Here is a 17,746-nt window from a genome sequence, read left to right on the forward strand (position 1 = left end):
AATGGGGATTAGTTCAATCCTCTTTTTTTCAATAGATATTTTGGATCGGGATCTGCGCCTCTAAATATACGGTACATTTTTGCAGGGTCGTCTGTCCCCCCCTTTTCAAGGATGTTTTTACGGAAGGATCCCGCAGTTGTCTGATCATACAGGGATTTTTCTTTAAAAGCTGCGAAGGCATCAGAATCCAGTACTTCAGACCAGATATATGCATAATAGCCTGCTGAATACCCACCGGCGAAGATATGCTGGAAATAGGTACTTCTATATCGTGGTATGATAGCATCCATGATACCGATTTTTTTCATCGCTGACTTTTCGAAGGCATTGATATCCTTAGAAATTTCTTTTGTCGTTGCATGATAGTCCATATCGAGCAGTGCTGCCGAAAGATATTCTACTGTTGCAAAACCTTGGTCAAAGGTGCCTGCTTTTTCCATTTTCTGAATCAATGAATCTGGCATAGCCTCTTTGGTCTTGTAGTGTTTGGCATATGTTTTTAATACCTCTGGATCAGCGGCCCAATTTTCCATGATCTGTGAAGGCAATTCGACAAAGTCACGTGACACTGAAGTTCCGGCCATTGATCTGTATCTCACATTGGAAAGAAGTCCGTGCAAAGCATGTCCGAATTCATGGAAGAGCGTTGTGGCTTCATCAAAGGTCAGCAATGCTGGATTTTTTCCTACTGGCTTGGTAAAGTTACAGACGATTGAAATGACTGGCGCAACACGTTTGCCATCTTTAGTGGATTGATTACGGTATGAGGTCATCCAAGCTCCACCTCGTTTTGATTCACGCGGGAAGAAGTCGGCATACAAAAGACCAAGATGTGAACCATCTTTATCTTTCACCTCATATACTTCTACTTCTTCATGATAAGTAGGTACATTGTTCAACGCTACAAAGGTTAAGCCATATAATTTATTGGCTACCGCAAAGGCTCCTTCACGGACCGCAGGCAAGCTCAAATAAGGTTTGATTTGATCTTCATCTAAAGCAAAGCGTTTTTTGCGGATGATCTCCGTATAATATCTCCAATCGTAAGGAGCTACAGCAAAGTCACCGCCTTCGGCTTTAATCTCGTTGGCAATATCAGCTTCCTCACCTTTTGCTTTTGCCAAAGCCGGTGTCCAAAGTTTATTCAATAATGCATAGACATTCTCGGGATTTTCTGCCATGGATTCTTCCAGCACATAAGCCGCGTGCGATGCATATCCCAGTAATTTAGCCTTTTGGAGACGCAGGTTGACTATCTTCTGAATAATTTCTTTATTATCGTTGGTATTATCATGATTACCCCGCATTTGATAGGCCTCCCAGATCTGTTTTCTCAGTTCGCGGTTTTTGGCATACTGCAGAAAAGGCATAATTGACGGGTTCTGTAAGGTAAATACCCATTTATCTTTTTTCCCTTTTGCTGTCGCTTCTTCTGCTGCTGCGATTTTTAGGGATTCGGGCAGGCCTTCCAGCTGACTGGCAGAATCCACAACCAGTTCATAGGCGTTTGTTTCAGCCAACAGGTTCTGTCCAAATTGTGTTGTCAATGTAGAGAGTTCTGCATTGATTTTTTTCATTTTTTCTTTGTCAGCATCTTTTAGATTGGCGCCAGAACGTACAAATCTTTTGTAGGTTTCTTCCAAAAGTTTACTGTCCTGCGAGTCCAGGCCAAGTGTATTGCGGCTATTCCAGACCTCGTTGATCTTACCAAATAATTTGGTATTCATCGAAATTTCATCGGAGTGGCTGGATAATATCGGGGCCAGATCTTTGGCGATTGCTTGGATGCTATCGTTTGTATTGGCACTATTCAAATTATTAAATACTCTGGAAACATCCCCCAACAGGCTACCGGCATTTTCCAGTGCTACGATCGTATTTTGGAAAGTCGCCTTATCGGAATTATTGACAATGGAGTCAATCTCTAAATTATGGACTTTGATGGCCTCTTCAAAGGCAGGTCTAAAATGCTCAGTTTTGATCTTGTCAAAAGGTGGAACATTAAAAGGCGTTTCATAGGCTAATAAAAGAGGATTATCTGTCATCGTTTTTTTCTCCTCACAACCAACAATTGCAGTTGCCACAATCATTAAAAATGGCAAAAGTTGTCTTTTCTTCATATTGTCTGATTATTCCTGATTTTTTTCAAAGATAATAAAATTAGCCAAATACGCAGTGCTTATATTCAATCGTGGAAGACTGCAAAAAAACGTCATCCTATTGTAAAACAAAAACTTATTCGTCAACTTGTTGAAAATATTATATCAATTTTAGTAAAAATATTTTAATGAGCGATATTAACCGTTTCTTTTGGAGATGTGCGGGGGTACATCAAGAAACTCTTGAAAAGTATCCTGAAGAGCATAGCAAGTACACAGCCATAGGTGCTACTATTTTCTTCACGGGATTATTTGCCAGTCTTTCTGGCGGCTATGCCATGTATTTTGTATTCAGTGGAGGGCCCCTGGACTGGCTCCTGGCGATCGTATTTGGCCTGATATGGGGGCTGGCCATTTTCAATATGGACCGCTATATCGTCCTGAGCATCAACAAATCGAAAAGTGGTCTTATCCAGCTGTTACAGGCACTGCCCCGAATTTTGCTGGCGATTCTGATCGGCCTGGTCATTTCTCGTCCATTGGAACTGAAGATTTTCGATAAAGAAATCCGCGAGAATCTGCGGGTGCGCTTTTTAGCGGATCAACGGGCCAAGATAGACACGATCAATAATACGTTCAATAAGAAATATGCACGCGAAATTGGTCTACTACAGACCATGACCCTAGAAAAGGATTCGCTGGAATCCAGTATCAAAACGGACCGCACAAAACTGAACTATGAAATCTTTGGGAATAAAACGACGGAAACATCGGGCGTAATGGGTTATGGTCCGTACGCCAAGATGAAGGAAGAAGAGCTAAAGAAGAAAGAAGCTTACCTGGACTCCTTAAGGTATAAAATAGGAGGACAACAACATGCGATCCGCGAGAAGCAGAAATTTGAGGGTATATTGGATCAAAAAGTATTATCGAATATATCCTTGGACAGTGCTGTCAACGTCGCCGGTTTTGCTGACCGTAATGCTGCTTTAGGGAATTTACGGTATGATGCCAATGGAAAAATAAACGAATCCAATGCCAATGCCGTATTTTTCATTGCCTTGCTTTTTGTGTTTCTGGAATGTCTGCCGGTCATTGTAAAACTGCTTGCCGGACGGGATCCTTATGACAACGAAGTCGAGAACCTCAGAACGCTTCATAACTACGAATCGGACAGCCATTTGGTCATCGAGAAAGAAGCTATTGACCGCTTGAAAGACACTTATGTGGATGTTTCGATCAATAAACGAATGAAAGAGCTGTAAAATTACTCTTCCTCCAAAAATTTGCTGTCAATCTGCTTGTTTGCCTTTGCTCCCAGGCGTTTCAATTTTTCTACTTTCCCGATCACATTACCGGAGCCTGTGGATAGCTTTTTGGTTGCATCTTCATGGCTCTTCAGTGCTCGTTCAAGCTGATTTTGCACTTGTTCCATATCGGCCAGAAAGCTCACAAATTTATCGTATAAGCTTCCGGCTTCTTTTGCAATTTCAATGACATTTCGCGTCTGACGTTCCTGTTTCCATATACTGGCTATGGTGCGCAGGGTGGCCAAGAGGGTGGATGGGCTAACAATAACAACTTTCCGGTCCCAAGCATCACTAAATAGGTCCGGTTTTTGGGCTACAGACATACTCAATGCTGATTCAATAGGCATAAATAGTAAAACGAACTCGGGGGATTCAATCCCATAAAGTTCGTGATAGTTTTTAGCGGACAACTCCTTGACATGATTTTCGACAGATTGCACATGCTGTTTCGCGAAAATAGCACGGTCCTCATCTGTCTCTGCGTTGACCCAGCGCTCATAGGCAACCAATGAAACTTTGGAATCAATGATGAGGTGTTTTTCCTCTGGAAGATCAATGATTGCATCGGGCTGCATGCGTCGCCCCTCGGCGTCCATTAAGGAGACCTGTAGCCTGAACTCGCGGTCTTTCATTAACCCTGAACGCTCCAGGACCCGCTCTAGGATAACCTCACCCCAATTTCCTTGCTTTTTAGTGTCTCCTTTCAGAGCTTTGCTGAGACTGTTGGCCTCATCCTTAATCTTGAGACTCTGCTCAACGAGCTGTTGGACAACCCCTTTGAGGGAATTTCGCTCTGCAGCCTCCTGGTTATAGTTCTTATCAACCTTCTCCTCAAATAGTTTGATCTTCTCTTTTAAAGGGTCGAGGATCAAGCCCAATGAACGATGATTTGTTTCGGTGAATTTCTGGGTTTTCTCTTCCAGTATTTTATTGGCAATGACCTGAAATTCATTGTTAAACTGCCGTTTTATTTCTGCAATTTCATTTTTTTGTTCCTGAAATTTGTCTAATTGTGCTTCGTAAAAGGAACGGGTACTTTCCAATGAACGTTCTGCGACGAGCAGATTTTCCCGCTCTTTATCGAGTTCTTCTCTTAGCATCATGCGCTCCTCGAGAAGGCTTTGCTCCCGTTGCTGCGATCGTGCAAGTTCAATTTTCAGTGCTTCCACTTCTTTGCTGTACTCCTTATCAATGGATGGGCCAGCATTCTTTTTTAAAACCAATATGATCAGAATGACCAACAACAACACAATGCCTGCGAAGAAGAATATTTCCATGATTTAATATATTTTCGGACACAGCATCTCCAGTTTTTCTGGCAGCTGCATATGCTATTGACAAATTTAATTAACCTCCAACTGCGTTTCAAACCCTGCGTTGAGGGGGTAAATGGGGTCGTATTTTTCTGTTTACTGCAATTTTTGATGTGTTTTCCACCATAAATCGGGCATTTCTCCAGATACCGCCATTTGATAATCTTCGTACCGACAGGGGACGAGATAATAGCGTTCATTAACGGATTTGGATCCAAAATAGGGTACCTGCATCCACCAGCGGTCTGATTTTTTGCTTTTTACAAAGACCAGCTCATGGGCTTCATTTTCGAGTGTGGTGCGATAAATAATATACGAGGATTTAGGGTATAAAGGGGTGTCTTGCTTACGGTTATAATATCCATCGATAAAACACCAGATCATTTGGGAAACCAGCATTGCGGTCTGCTCCATAGGATCAAACGTGGGGTTGAATTCATAAAAACCGATCGATGAACATTTATCTGACATACCTGCATATCGAGCCAACTGACAGGCTTCATCGCCATATAAACCATTTGGTATGGCATTGGCATTTCCCGGAGCCTCAGAAGCTCGGATCGCTCCAATATCAAAGCTAATCATGTCTGCTGCACGGATGAGCGGTTCGGACTGATCCATCTTGCCTGCAATCATTCCAACCCGTGTTGCATTGAAAAAAAGCTTGTCATACATGTTAATGGATTCCTTGCTCACCAGATAAGTTTGATAGGCAATCGCATTTAGGTTAAACAAATAATCCGGCTGATGGAGAATAATATGGTTGACATAGGAACGTGAGTTCAGTTCCACATTTTCAGCCTCTTCCTGGTTAAGATCAAAACGGGCATCCACGATGGCAAGCTCTACCTTCCGTTCCAGGTTTTGGTAGCCCAAGTACTGCGCATAGGTCAGATCCTGTCCGCCGCCGATGATAATCGGCAGGATGTCAGCCTTCACCAATTCTTCCACCACAGCTTTTAAAGCGACATAGGTATCTTGAATCGTATTCCCGGCCCGGATATTGCCCAAATCAACAATATTCATCTTATAATCGCCCTGATAGAGCGAATAAAGATGTTTGCGCACCGCATCTGGCGCTTTATCTGTGCCGTTATTATTGATTGATGCCCGATCTTCCAATACTCCCAAAATAGCCAATTGGGGTTTCTCATCCTCTTCCCATGCCGGAAAATCTGTCTCATAAGCCCGAATAACATTCCCGAGCTGGGAGCTTAAAAAACCATGTTCAGGAGAAATATTCGTTATGGAGATCGGACTAAAAAATACGGACAATGATGACATATGCTATAATTTGTTAACACGCCTTATATTTCAAGGCGCAATTCACACAAATATCCATTTATTAACTAACTTTTGAAAACATTATTTTTAACAGTATCTTTATCAAGTGATATTAATAACTGGAGGAACAGGTTTTTTAGGGTCTACACTGATCAGACAATTGATAGACCAAGGGATTGACGTCATTGCTATTAAACGAGCGCAATCGACGATTCCGGCCTCTTTGTTATCCTCGTCGTTAATTCAATGGATCGATGCGGATATCAATAATTATTTTGAGCTGGAAGATGCTCTCGAGGGTGTCACCAAGGTATTTCATTGTGCTGCGTTAGTTTCCTATCAGAAGAAAGATGCCAAAACGCTTTTTAAGGTCAATGTGGAGGGGACAGCAAACATTGTCAATCTTTGTTTGGAAAAAGGCATCCGTTTGCTCCATGTTAGCTCCATTGCAGCCTTGGGCACAAGCAAGGATCATCTACCGGTATCAGAAAAGGACCATTGGGAACATAACCCCACAACCTCCAACTATTCACTTTCAAAATATCAGGCTGAAATGGAAGTCTGGCGCGGAATCACGGAAGGCCTCGAGGCTGTCATTGTGAATCCTTCTGTTATATTGGGAGCTGCGGCCAAGGACAAAGGATCCGGTGCGATTTTCGCCATGATCAATAAGGGACTAAAATTCTACCCAAAAGGCAGCATCGGGGTAGTCGATGTGGAAGATGTCGCAACGATCATGATCCGGTTAATGGAAAAAAGCGATGTTAACGCTGAACGCTATATCATCAACCACCTGAATATCCCGAATAAGGATCTGTTAAGTGTTGCCAGTGTATTGATGCGCAGGCCTGAGCCTACGATTGAAGTCTCCGAAACATTACTTCAAATTGCATCAACTTTTTCCAGCATGCTCTCGGTCTTCAAGAAATCAGATTCTTCCCTTACGAAAGAAACAGCGGCGGCATCGAGTGCAAAATTACAGTATTCCAATGCCAAGGTGCAATCCCTGTTGAACCATTCTTACCGCCCTTTGGAGCAGACATTAAAAGAAATTGCAAATTTGTACAACAAACAGTAAAACTATAACATATTAAACAACCAAACCCTGAACCCATCGTGAGCTTTACAAGCTGTCCATTCGCAGTAGTATGCATACATGATAGTTTCATTTCTTAAACAACGTATTCCAATGAAAAACTATTACATCATTGATTTTGATAGTACCTTTACCCAGGTGGAAGCACTCGATGAACTTGCCAGAATTTCACTTGAAAATCATCCTGACCGTGAATCAATTTATAATGAGATCGAAAGATATACCAATCTGGCTATGGAGGGCAAACTTTCCTTCCGGGAAGCATTGGCCGGCCGTGTCAAGCTACTGAATGCCAACAGATCCCATCTAGATAAGCTGGTATCTCACCTGAAGAAAAAGGTATCCACCTCATTCTCCCGGAATCGTGAGTTTTTCAAAAAACATGCAGATACGGCATGGATCGTGTCTGGAGGGTTTAAAGAATTCATCACTCCTGTTGTTACCCCATATCATATCAAGAAAGAAAATATTTATGCCAATACATTTAAGTTTGATGATGAGGGCAATATTATTGGCTTCGATGAAGAAAACCCATTGTCAAATGAGGGCGGCAAGGTGCAGCTGTTAAAGCAATTGAACATTGAAGGCCGGCTCTTTGGGATTGGTGATGGTTATTCGGACTTTCAATTGAAGGAGTCGGGTTTAATTGAAAAATTCTTTGCCTTCACCGAGAATATCCAACGTAAAAGCGTGACTGAAAAGGCAGATTTTATCACGCCGAGTTTTGATGAATTTTTGTATGTCAATGATTTACCGCGTGCTATTTCTTACCCTAAAAACCGTATCCTTTGTCTGATCGTCGGTGATGTTCCTGAAATAGCAGCCCATATCTTAAAAAGAGATGGTTTCTCAATCCGCACCAAAGATACTTTCGAAGAAAAATATGTCAAAGATGTCGGTATGCTCCTACTTGGAGACCATATCGATATCAGCGATGAACAGCTTCAACGTGCCGACAAACTGAAAACCATTGGGTATTTGGGTGATATCAAAGGTCATATCAGTAGGGATATCTGCAATGCCAAAGGAATTGTGGTATTTGACGATAAGAAAAACAAGAAGAAAAATTCAGAATTCATTCCCCGTCGTATGGCTGAATTTATCAATAATGGTGATACTTACTTAAGTCGTAACTTTCCAAACCTGATATTACCCAAAGTCAAGCAGGTCACCCGATTATTGCATATTCATAAAAATGTTCCGGGTATCATGGCGCATATCAATAAGGTATATGCGCAAAACAACATCAATATCGTTGCACAGTTCCTCATGACCAAAAGTGATATAGGCTATGCTGTAACCGATATCCAGGGTGAATATGACAAGGACCTCTTGAAACAACTGAAACAAATTGAGAATACCATTAAGTTTAGAATATTGTATTAATTGGGGCATGGAGGTTGTGAAGGTGTAACCTTTGTAACCTCCATAACTCCAATAACCACCATCATATACATCCCCAATATGTCTCTACATCAAGATATCGAATTGAAAAAAGCTGTCCTTGACTTGGCCCAAAAAGAAAAGGACAAACTCCTTGTGCGCCTGATCAGCAAAGATAAGATGCTGATGAAACAGCTACATTTTCAATTGCTGGAAGATGAATTTGATCTGGAGGAACGGATTGAAAAATTACGCAAGCAGCTGCATCAATTATTTGACATGGGTACATGCCAAATTGCCAACCTGCCACAGCATAGCAACTTTATTGCCCTCAGTAAGCTGGTAAAACAAGCAAGTGGCCTGGTCAATGAGCATGAGAAAGTGACCAAAGACAAAACCAGTGAAGCGGAGTTCCGCTTTTATATCCTAAAAAGAGTCATCCATGATTTTGACCGGTTATTTGACTCATCTTATCAATCTGCAGCCCATAAATTGCATAAATATATTACAGGGCGTATCAAACATGCTGTGGGCAAATATGATAAACTGCATGAAGACTTCCAGTTTGACTATCGGGAAGATTTTCAGCTTACGCTACATGCTTTTGCTAATACCACACTAAAAAGCTATCTTAGTGAACAGCGAATCGAGCTTGACCTGAATTAATATGAGAAACAGCAAAAATTGGATTAAAATCGGATCTTATCGTGTAAGTGCCTATGAACAGTATAAACTCTTATACTTAATTACATTGCTGACATTATTGGCATTCGCTTACTTATTTTATCTCATCAAGTAAAAGCTACTGTCTGCGGGGAGGCTGGGGTAGAAATAGTCCTGTTTTCAGCGGATGGGGAACTTGTCTTTTTCATTATGGGCTGCATTTCTCAATGCTGTTTTACCAAAAAACTTAGCACCACATACCGTATACTTAAGACTAATTAATTAAATTCGCAATTATTCGAAATTTTTGCTCGTGGGAATTCAAGAAATACTAGAAAAATATAGCCAAAGCGAACCTGTCCAATCGCTGACCATGGCCATGCAGTCCAAGAATCCAAAGATCCAACTCAAGGGGCTTATCGGATCATCAGATGCATTTGTTGCCGTGTCCTCTTATAAGTTGCAAGAACGTCCAATGGTTTTTATACTACCGACACATGAGGATGCTTCTTATTTTCTGAGCGACCTGGAGAGTCTATTGGACAGGCAGGTACTTTTCTTCCCCTCTTCTTACCGCAAGGCCTTTGATTTTACACAGACGGATTCCGCCAATGTCTTACAACGTGCGGAAACATTAAGCTCCCTCAATCATACGTCAGAATTACCTAAAATGGTCGTCACCTACCCCGACGCTATCGCTGAAAAAGTAATCAATCGGACCGATCTCGAAAAAAACACGCTTGAAATCACAGAAAACACAGCTTTGAGCATAGATTTTATCAATGAATTTTTGATTGAATATGATTTTGAACGGGTAGATTTTGTCTATGAACCGGGGCAATTTGCCATTCGTGGTGGTATCGTCGATATTTTTTCTTTTTCGAATGATCTCCCCTACCGTATTGAATTTTTTGGTGATGACATCGAAAGCATCCGTACATTTGACATTGAATCCCAATTATCGGTAAACAAAATCCATAAGGTAACAATCGTACCGAATGTGCAGGCAAAATTTCTGACATCTCAACATATTTCTCTACTGGAGTATATTGATCAGGATGCCTCCATATGGATCAAGGATGCCCAGTTCACCTTAGATATCGTCAAGGACGGACTGAAAAAAGCAAAACAGCTGTGGTTGGGTTTGTCCGACAAGCAGAAGAAAGAAAATCCTGAATGGAATAATCCTGAAAATGAATTTACGGATGAGAAAAATCTGAATGCGCTATTTTTTGACTTCCCTGTCGTTGAGTTTGGAAAACAATTTTTCTATAAGGCGGATGTCAGCCTGAAATTTGACATTCATCCGCAACCATCCTTTAACAAGGACTTCAACCTCTTGATCCATAATTTTAAGGACAATGAAAGCCACCATATTCAGAATCTGATTTTCTCCGATTCTACCAAACAGATCGAAAGAATTTATACGATCCTGGAAGATTTGGATAAGTCGACCACTTTTATTTCAATACATAAGGCCCTTCGGGAAGGATTCCGGGATGACAGTTTAAAATTGGCTTGTTACACGGATCATCAGATATTTGACAGGTATTACAAATATAAACGGAAGAAAGCATACGAGCGTTCACAGGCCATCACCTTGAAGGACCTTCGGGATCTTAAGCCCGGTGATTTTATTACACACATTGATCATGGCGTCGGTCGATACGGTGGACTTGAAAAAGTCGATGTCAATGGCAAATCGCAGGAGATGATCCGTTTGATCTATGCAGACAATGACCTGCTGTATGTCAATATCAATTCGTTAAATCGAATTTCAAAATATTCGGGCAAGGAGGGTACAGTGCCCAAAATGAATAAACTGGGTACAGACGCATGGGATAAGTTAAAGAAAACCACGAAAAAGAAGGTCAAAGACATTGCACGCGACCTGATCATGCTGTATGCTAAACGAAAAGCACAGCATGGCAATGCCTTTTCTCCGGACAGCTATCTGCAGAATGAGCTTGAAGCTTCGTTTATCTATGAAGACACACCTGATCAGGAAAAGGCAACGACAGACGTCAAAAAAGATATGGAATCACCGCATCCAATGGACCGTCTGATCTGTGGTGATGTGGGTTTCGGAAAAACAGAGATTGCTATCCGCGCGGCTTTTAAGGCAGTCGCTGACAGTAAACAAGTCGCCGTATTGGTCCCTACAACAATCCTGGCCTTACAGCATTACCGCACCTTTACAGAACGGCTCAAAGACTTGCCCTGCACGATCGATTATATCAACCGTTTTAAGACAAGCAAACAGATCAAAGAAACACTGTCGAGACTTGCTGATGGGAAGATCGACATCATCATCGGCACACACCGGCTGGTCAGTAAAGATGTTAAATTCAAAGACCTAGGTTTAATGATCATTGATGAGGAGCAAAAGTTTGGTGTGGCGGTAAAAGAGAAACTAAAAGTGATGCGTGCTAATGTTGATTCGCTCACGCTCACAGCGACGCCTATCCCACGTACCTTACATTTTTCGCTTATGGGAGCCCGGGATCTCAGTATCATTTCCACACCTCCTCCCAACCGCCAGCCGGTACAAACTGAGCTCCATGTATTCAATGAAACGCTGATCGGAGAGGCGGTGAGTTTTGAACTGGACCGTGGGGGGCAGGTATTCTTTATCCACAACCGTGTAGCTGACCTACCCCAACTGGGCAGCTTAATTCGCAAACTGGTGCCTGGAGCACGTGTGGGCGTGGCGCATGGCCAGCTTGAAGGAGATGAGCTGGAGGATGTTATGCTCAAATTTATCAATCACGAATTTGATGTCTTGATTGCAACAACAATTATCGAAGCAGGCCTGGATATCCCAAATGCCAATACAATCATCATCAACCATGCCCATATGTTTGGCTTAAGTGATCTGCATCAGATGCGTGGCCGTGTGGGCCGTTCGAATAAGAAAGCATTCTGTTATTTACTCAGTCCACCATTATCGACATTGACAACGGAGGCCTACAAACGCCTTTCTGCCATCGAGGAATTTTCCGAGTTAGGATCTGGATTTAATGTAGCCATGCGTGATCTCGACATCCGTGGGTCGGGGAATTTATTGGGGGGTGAGCAATCGGGCTTTATTGCCGAAATCGGTTTCGAAATGTACCATAAAATTCTTGATGAAGCCATTCAGGAGCTTAAAGAGGATGAATTTGCGGCCGTTTTTGCTGATGAAAAAGAACGTAAATATGTGTCTTTTACTCAAATCGATACGGATCTTGAAGTACTGATCCCTGATGAATACGTGACCAATATTACCGAACGTTATAATCTCTATACAGAACTGTCAAAGCTCGAAAACGAACAGGAACTCGCTGCTTTTGAAAAAGAGCTCGAGGACCGCTTTGGTCCTATTCCGCGGGAAGTATTCGAGCTATTCAACACTTTACGCCTGCAATGGTTTGGAAAAACCATCGGATTCGAAAAAATCTCTTATAAAAAGAATACACTCAAAGGCTATTTCGTCAACAATCCGAAATCGACTTATTTTGAGTCGGATCAGTTCGGACGTGTACTTTCCTTTGTCCAAAGCCATCCGGAAATCAGCAATCTCAAAGAGGTGAAAGGGCAGCTGCGACTCGCCCTAAGCAATGTAAATACCATCACATATGCACTGAATCTTTTAAAAGAGATGCTATCATGATCAGGCTCTAACCTTGAATATAAATAAAATCTACTCATTGCGTAGATTTTATTTATATTTGGATATACTAGAGCAATAGACATGACAATCAATACCGAAACGATCCTTATCCATGAGGGCCAGCAATTCAATGAAACCGCTGCCGTAACGGCTCCTGTTTATCAGACATCAACGTATGTTGCCGACGCTGATCCAGCTGCATATATCAGGGCTGCAACTGAGCCCAAACACCCCTATTTTTATCATCGGCATGGTAACCCGACGAATAGCCAGGTTGCAGCTATTATAGCCAAGTTGGAGAAAACCGAAGATGCGCTTGTATTTGCTACCGGGATGGCTGCCATCAGCACCGCCATCTTAGCGATCGTTAAATCAGGGGACCATATTGTCGCACAACATGCACATTATTCAGGCACTTCCATTTTTTTTAAGGAGTTTCTGACTGATTACGGTATTACCGTGACCGTAGTAGACCAGACCGATACCCAGGCATTTGAGCAGGCTATACAAGCAAATACCAAACTCATTTATGTGGAAACGCCATCTAATCCAAACCTGAATATCACGGATTTAAAAGCTATTGGTGCCCTGGCCCAAAAACATGGGATCTCCAGCATGATCGATAACACCTTTGCATCACCGATCAACCAGACGCCCAAGGATTTTGGCATTGATATCATTGTCCATAGCGCGACCAAATATCTCGGCGGACACAGCGACCTTACGGCAGGCATCGTCTGCGGTCCGTTGGACTACATCGCCAAAGTGTGGAAACGGTCTCTGGCACTGGGAGCCTCGCTTGCACCTTTGGATTCATGGCTGCTGCTACGTGGCATAAAAACATTAAGCTTACGGGTTAAACAGATCAATGCAAATGCCCTTCAGCTTGCCGAATTTTTGGACCAGCATCCAAAGGTTAAGCAGGTAAGCTATCCGGGACTATCCAGCCACCCACAACATGAGCTGGCTGCCCGTCAAATGTCAGGTTTCTCGGGAATGTTATGTATTGAGATCGATGGTGCCACTGAAGAACAAGCATTTAAAAACGCACAGACTTTGATCAACAGTTTACAGCTATTTATTAATGCAGCAAGTCTCGGTGGTGTTGAGTCTCTGGTCGTCCATCCTGCCAGCATGTGGGGTGGCCATCATACAAAAGAACAAAAGGAAGCCTCGGGCATTACATTAGGAATGCTACGCATATCTGTTGGTATCGAACATATCTCAGATCTAATTGGGGATTTTGAACAAGCCTTGGAAAAAATCTAACTTCACTGGCTTGAGGATCTTGAAAGCGCCGATCACTTGTCCATGTGATCGGCGCTTTTGTTTAGCTCAGCGTTTAGAGCACCTGTGTACCATTGGCAATCTTCACCGGAATCACCGATAGTTCTTTGCCGAATTTATGCTGATATTCTTTTTCTAAAGCAGGCAATAGGGCTGGCAATACGCCTTCTTGAACTATATTGATAGTACAGCCACCAAAACCACCGCCCATCATCCGGGCGCCAATGACCTCAGGAAACTGTCGGACATAATCAACCAGATAATCCAGCTCTGGACAGCTTACCTCATAAACTTTGCTCAGCCCTTCATGGCTCTGAAAAATATATTGGCCCAACTGTACCATATCGCCGGAACGTAATGCAGCACAAGAATTTTCGACCCGCTCATTTTCCCGGACAACAAAACTTGCTTTGGCATAGATATCTTCATCCTTATCCTTGACCAATTCATCCAGCATTTTGATGGTTACATCTCTCAAATTCTTAACATCAGGATACTTTGCCCGCACCCATTCGGAAGCCTGTTCACATTGTTGACGACGGGTATTATACGCTGTAGAAGCCAAAGAATGCTTTACATTGCTGTTCAACAAAACCACTTCATATCCTTTCAGTTCTAATGGAACATATTCAAACCCCAGGCTGCGGCAGTCCAATTTGATGACATTTTTTTCCTTACCAAAGGCAGAGGCAAATTGATCCATGATACCACACATAACACCGGCATAGGTGTGTTCGGCCTTTTGGGCGATCTGTGGGATATCAATCTGCGCAACATGTAACCCAAACAGTTCGCTCAGGGCTAAGGTAACAGCGCACTCCACAGCAGCAGAGGATGACAACCCGGCTCCAAGCGGAACATCGCCATCAATATAGAGATTAAAACCGCCCAATGTCGATCCACGTTTTTGGAATTGGTCCACGACCCCAAGAATATAGTTTGGCCAATGTTTTTCCGATATGGCAATATCGGCAAGGCTGACTTCATGACTTTCCTGATAATCTTCTGCATATAAGACGATGTTATCATCTGCACGTTTGGAAACCGCTACATAAATCGCTTTGTCAATCGCCGCTGGCAATACAAATCCATCGTTATAATCGGTATGCTCGCCAATAATATTAATACGGCCGGGAGAAGAAACTACAATCGGATCTCCTGGGTATAGGCTTTTAAATTTATTTATAATCGTTTCTTTTGCTATCATTTTACTTAGATTTATAATGTATAGTAGCACAATTGCGCAATTGTTCTGCGGCCAATTCAGGTGTGATATCCCGCTGTGGGTTTGCCAGCATTTCATAGCCTACCATGAATTTCTTAACGGTTGCCGAACGTAACAGGGGTGGATAAAAATGCATATGCCAGTGCCACTCTGGATGGTCTCCATCGTTTACCGGTGCCTGATGCATACCCGCAGAATAGGGAAAGGAGGTCTTGAAAAGATTATCATAACGTGTGGTCAGCAGCTTGAGTATAGCAGCAAAGTCTTCTTTCTCTTTTTCCACAAATTCAGCAATATTTTGGACCGGTCGCTTACTGACAATCATTGTTTCATAGGGCCAGGCGGCCCAAAATGGGACCAAAGAGACAAACGAATCATTTTCATCGATGATGCGTTCTTTTTTTCGCAGCTCAGCATTGATATACTCCGACAAAACCGTCCGCTGATATTTGTCAAAATATTTCTTCTGCTGCACACATTCTTTTTGAATCTCCACTGGCAAATGATTTTGTGACCAGATCTGTCCATGTGGATGGGGATTGCTACAGCCCATGATCGCTCCCTTATTTTCAAAAATCTGAATATACCGGATCCATTCTATCCTAGAGAGTTCCACAAATTCTTTTTGCCAAAGGTCTATGACGGCTTTTATGGCGGGTTGCTCCATCTCAGGGAGGGTAAGGTCATGACGTGGCGTAAACGCAATCACTTTACAGATCCCTTTTTCTGTCTCGGCTATAAATAGCTCGTCTTCATTGAATTCCTGCTGACTGGTATCTTTCAACAAGGCTGAGAAATCATTGACAAAAACAAAACTTTCTTTGTAATCTGGATTGATATCGCCGTCTGCCCGTTTATTGGTCGGACATAAGTAACATTGTGGATCGTATGCCGGTCTATTATCTCCTGGAAGATCTTCCACCTGCCCCTGCCATGGCCGCTTGCTACGATGTGGTGATACAAGGACTTTTTCGCCGGTAAGAATATTCACACGTGTATGGGGAGAGTCCCCAAAGTTTAAAGTTGATTGCATATCATGTATAACTGGTGTACAGAATACACAATATTAGCTATATTAAGTAAAAAGTTAAAATTAAAACGGAAAAAAGGTAAAGATCAGTAACGAGCTATCTATCATAGCCTATAATTAAGCCTTGAATTTCGGGTCTTCAGTCTTTAAAAGCTCAAATATGGTAATTTCTGGGAGAATTCCGACTCTTCCAGGGTAGCCTAAGAAACCATAGCCCACATTGACATATAACCGTTTATTTTGCTTCTCACGATACAATCCTGCCCATTCTTTATAAATATACTGTACCGGACTCCATTGCAGCATCTCCGAACGAACACCAAATTGCATACCGTGTGTATGCCCCGCAAACATCACATCTATATCCGTATCCAATACTTGAGCTCGCCAATGCGAGGGATCATGTGACAACAACAGTTTTACCTGCTGTTCTTCGGTACCTGTCAATGCTTTTTTGAGATCGCCATGTTTCGGGAAGCGGCCAGTACCCCAATTTTGTACCCCTACAATACATAGTTCTTCGCCGTCCACCTTGATTTTACGGTGTTCATCCATCAACAAATCCCAGCCCATCGTTTTATGGACATCCATGACATCCTTTAAATTTTTCCGTTTTGCAGCAGAGTCCTCTTTTCCATAATAGTAATCACCATAATCATGGTTGCCTAAAGTAGAAAACACCCCCAGATCAGACTTGACACGCGCAAAAATATCCTGATACTCCCGCATCTCTGATGCTTGGGAATTTACAATGTCACCGGTAAAGAAAGTCATATCCACTTTTTCTTTCAGCAACATATCAATCCCACCATTGACGGCAGTTTTATTATAAAAAGATCCTGAGTGCACATCAGAAATCTGTGCAATGGTCATCCCGTGAAATGCTTTAGGCAGGTTAGGCAGATATAAGGGGACTCGTCGCACCCGGTAATCATATGCACCGGAGATAATCCCCCAACTCAGTGGAATAAGGGGTGATGCGCCAATTAATATCCCCGCTTTAGTGAGAAATTCTGACCGACTGATACCTTTTACAGGATTCTCCGGTAGAGGTTCTCCAGCATCTTCAACAAGATCTTCAACTGAATCTTTCTTACTGAACAAGTGCTTTACCCAAACTCCACCGCGACGGATATCATCAATCAATAAAATTAAAAAGAAAAAAATCTTTGAGGCGGCTGTCAAAAAAAATGCGACTAAGATCACAGACCTAATGATCAACGGAATATTATATTTGGCTGATATAAAAACGCCTAGGAGCAACAGGGCTGAATATGACCACCATAATATGGTGAATATTTTTGTTTTGGGAAATTTAATCTTTGTGGCCCGAAGGGCAAAAAAGATATAAAAATCTAATATAAGTAATACACAGGCATTGACTAACAACATCTTCAACTAATT

At 42.3% G+C, this 17,746-nt stretch carries 12 protein-coding genes; 6 read left to right on the plus strand and 6 right to left on the minus strand.

The window, feature by feature from the left end; all coding sequences use genetic code 11:
• Window positions 1–8: 8 nt before the first annotated feature.
• Window positions 9–2,120, minus strand: coding sequence for a M3 family metallopeptidase (locus HX021_RS05920; protein WP_286589181.1), 2,112 nt, complete (start codon window positions 2,118–2,120; stop codon window positions 9–11).
• A gap of 167 nt (window positions 2,121–2,287) precedes the next feature.
• On the opposite strand from HX021_RS05920, the gene HX021_RS05925 reads away from it, so the two are divergent.
• Window positions 2,288–3,364, plus strand: coding sequence for a DUF4407 domain-containing protein (locus tag HX021_RS05925; RefSeq protein WP_286589182.1), 1,077 nt, complete (start codon window positions 2,288–2,290; stop codon window positions 3,362–3,364).
• Between the two features lie 2 nt (window positions 3,365–3,366).
• Here HX021_RS05925 and HX021_RS05930 read toward each other — a convergent pair whose 3' ends face one another.
• Window positions 3,367–4,686: a DNA recombination protein RmuC gene (locus tag HX021_RS05930; RefSeq protein ID WP_286589183.1), complete on the minus strand. Its 1,320-nt coding sequence runs from the start codon at window positions 4,684–4,686 to the stop codon at window positions 3,367–3,369.
• A gap of 132 nt (window positions 4,687–4,818) precedes the next feature.
• Window positions 4,819–6,006: a formimidoylglutamase gene (locus tag HX021_RS05935; protein WP_286589185.1), complete on the minus strand. Its 1,188-nt coding sequence runs from the start codon at window positions 6,004–6,006 to the stop codon at window positions 4,819–4,821.
• Between the two features lie 106 nt (window positions 6,007–6,112).
• Between HX021_RS05935 and HX021_RS05940 the strand changes: the two genes are divergently transcribed.
• The 5 genes from HX021_RS05940 to HX021_RS05960 all read left to right on the plus strand — a co-directional run bounded on the left by HX021_RS05940 (window position 6,113) and on the right by HX021_RS05960 (window position 14,069).
• On the plus strand, window positions 6,113–7,084 hold the full coding sequence (locus HX021_RS05940; protein WP_286589187.1) for an NAD-dependent epimerase/dehydratase family protein: 972 nt from the start codon (window positions 6,113–6,115) through the stop codon (window positions 7,082–7,084).
• 111 nt (window positions 7,085–7,195) lie between these two features.
• On the plus strand, window positions 7,196–8,488 hold the full coding sequence (locus tag HX021_RS05945) for an HAD-IB family phosphatase (protein WP_286589190.1): 1,293 nt from the start codon (window positions 7,196–7,198) through the stop codon (window positions 8,486–8,488).
• A gap of 78 nt (window positions 8,489–8,566) precedes the next feature.
• Window positions 8,567–9,151 (plus strand): hypothetical protein, encoded by a 585-nt coding sequence (locus tag HX021_RS05950; protein WP_286589192.1) that lies wholly within the window; start codon window positions 8,567–8,569, stop codon window positions 9,149–9,151.
• 310 nt (window positions 9,152–9,461) lie between these two features.
• On the plus strand, window positions 9,462–12,800 hold the full coding sequence (gene mfd, locus HX021_RS05955; protein WP_286589194.1) for a transcription-repair coupling factor: 3,339 nt from the start codon (window positions 9,462–9,464) through the stop codon (window positions 12,798–12,800).
• 81 nt (window positions 12,801–12,881) lie between these two features.
• Complete coding sequence (locus HX021_RS05960) at window positions 12,882–14,069, plus strand: trans-sulfuration enzyme family protein (RefSeq protein WP_286589196.1); 1,188 nt, start codon at window positions 12,882–12,884, stop codon at window positions 14,067–14,069.
• 73 nt (window positions 14,070–14,142) lie between these two features.
• Here HX021_RS05960 and galK read toward each other — a convergent pair whose 3' ends face one another.
• The 3 genes from galK to HX021_RS05975 form a co-directional block, all read right to left on the minus strand.
• A complete protein-coding gene (gene galK / locus HX021_RS05965) occupies window positions 14,143–15,294 on the minus strand; it encodes a galactokinase (protein ID WP_286589198.1) in 1,152 nt (383 codons plus the stop codon).
• A 1-nt stretch (window position 15,295) separates the two neighbouring features.
• The gene (locus tag HX021_RS05970; RefSeq protein ID WP_286589200.1) at window positions 15,296–16,345 is read right to left on the minus strand and encodes a UDP-glucose--hexose-1-phosphate uridylyltransferase; all 1,050 of its coding nucleotides are present in this window, start codon (window positions 16,343–16,345) and stop codon (window positions 15,296–15,298) included.
• Window positions 16,346–16,459: 114 nt separating this feature from the next.
• A complete protein-coding gene (locus tag HX021_RS05975) occupies window positions 16,460–17,734 on the minus strand; it encodes a metallophosphoesterase (RefSeq protein WP_286589202.1) in 1,275 nt (424 codons plus the stop codon).
• Window positions 17,735–17,746: the final 12 nt, after the last annotated feature.

The sequence above is a fragment of the Sphingobacterium sp. N143 genome (assembly GCF_030325625.1).
In the GTDB taxonomy this organism is placed as follows: domain Bacteria; phylum Bacteroidota; class Bacteroidia; order Sphingobacteriales; family Sphingobacteriaceae; genus Sphingobacterium.

Bases quoted from the DNA above. Each gene is read 5' to 3' on its own strand.
- HX021_RS05920 (WP_286589181.1), bottom strand. From the start codon at position 2,120: ATGAAGAAAAGACAACTTTTGCCATTTTTAATGATTGTGGCAACTGCA.
- HX021_RS05925 (WP_286589182.1), top strand. From the start codon at position 2,288: ATGAGCGATATTAACCGTTTCTTTTGGAGATGTGCGGGGGTACATCAA.
- HX021_RS05930 (WP_286589183.1), bottom strand. From the start codon at position 4,686: ATGGAAATATTCTTCTTCGCAGGCATTGTGTTGTTGTTGGTCATTCTG.
- HX021_RS05935 (WP_286589185.1), bottom strand. From the start codon at position 6,006: ATGTCATCATTGTCCGTATTTTTTAGTCCGATCTCCATAACGAATATT.
- HX021_RS05945 (WP_286589190.1), top strand. From the start codon at position 7,196: ATGAAAAACTATTACATCATTGATTTTGATAGTACCTTTACCCAGGTG.
- HX021_RS05950 (WP_286589192.1), top strand. From the start codon at position 8,567: ATGTCTCTACATCAAGATATCGAATTGAAAAAAGCTGTCCTTGACTTG.
- HX021_RS05960 (WP_286589196.1), top strand. From the start codon at position 12,882: ATGACAATCAATACCGAAACGATCCTTATCCATGAGGGCCAGCAATTC.
- galK (WP_286589198.1), bottom strand. From the start codon at position 15,294: ATGATAGCAAAAGAAACGATTATAAATAAATTTAAAAGCCTATACCCA.
- HX021_RS05970 (WP_286589200.1), bottom strand. From the start codon at position 16,345: ATGCAATCAACTTTAAACTTTGGGGACTCTCCCCATACACGTGTGAAT.
- HX021_RS05975 (WP_286589202.1), bottom strand. From the start codon at position 17,734: ATGTTGTTAGTCAATGCCTGTGTATTACTTATATTAGATTTTTATATC.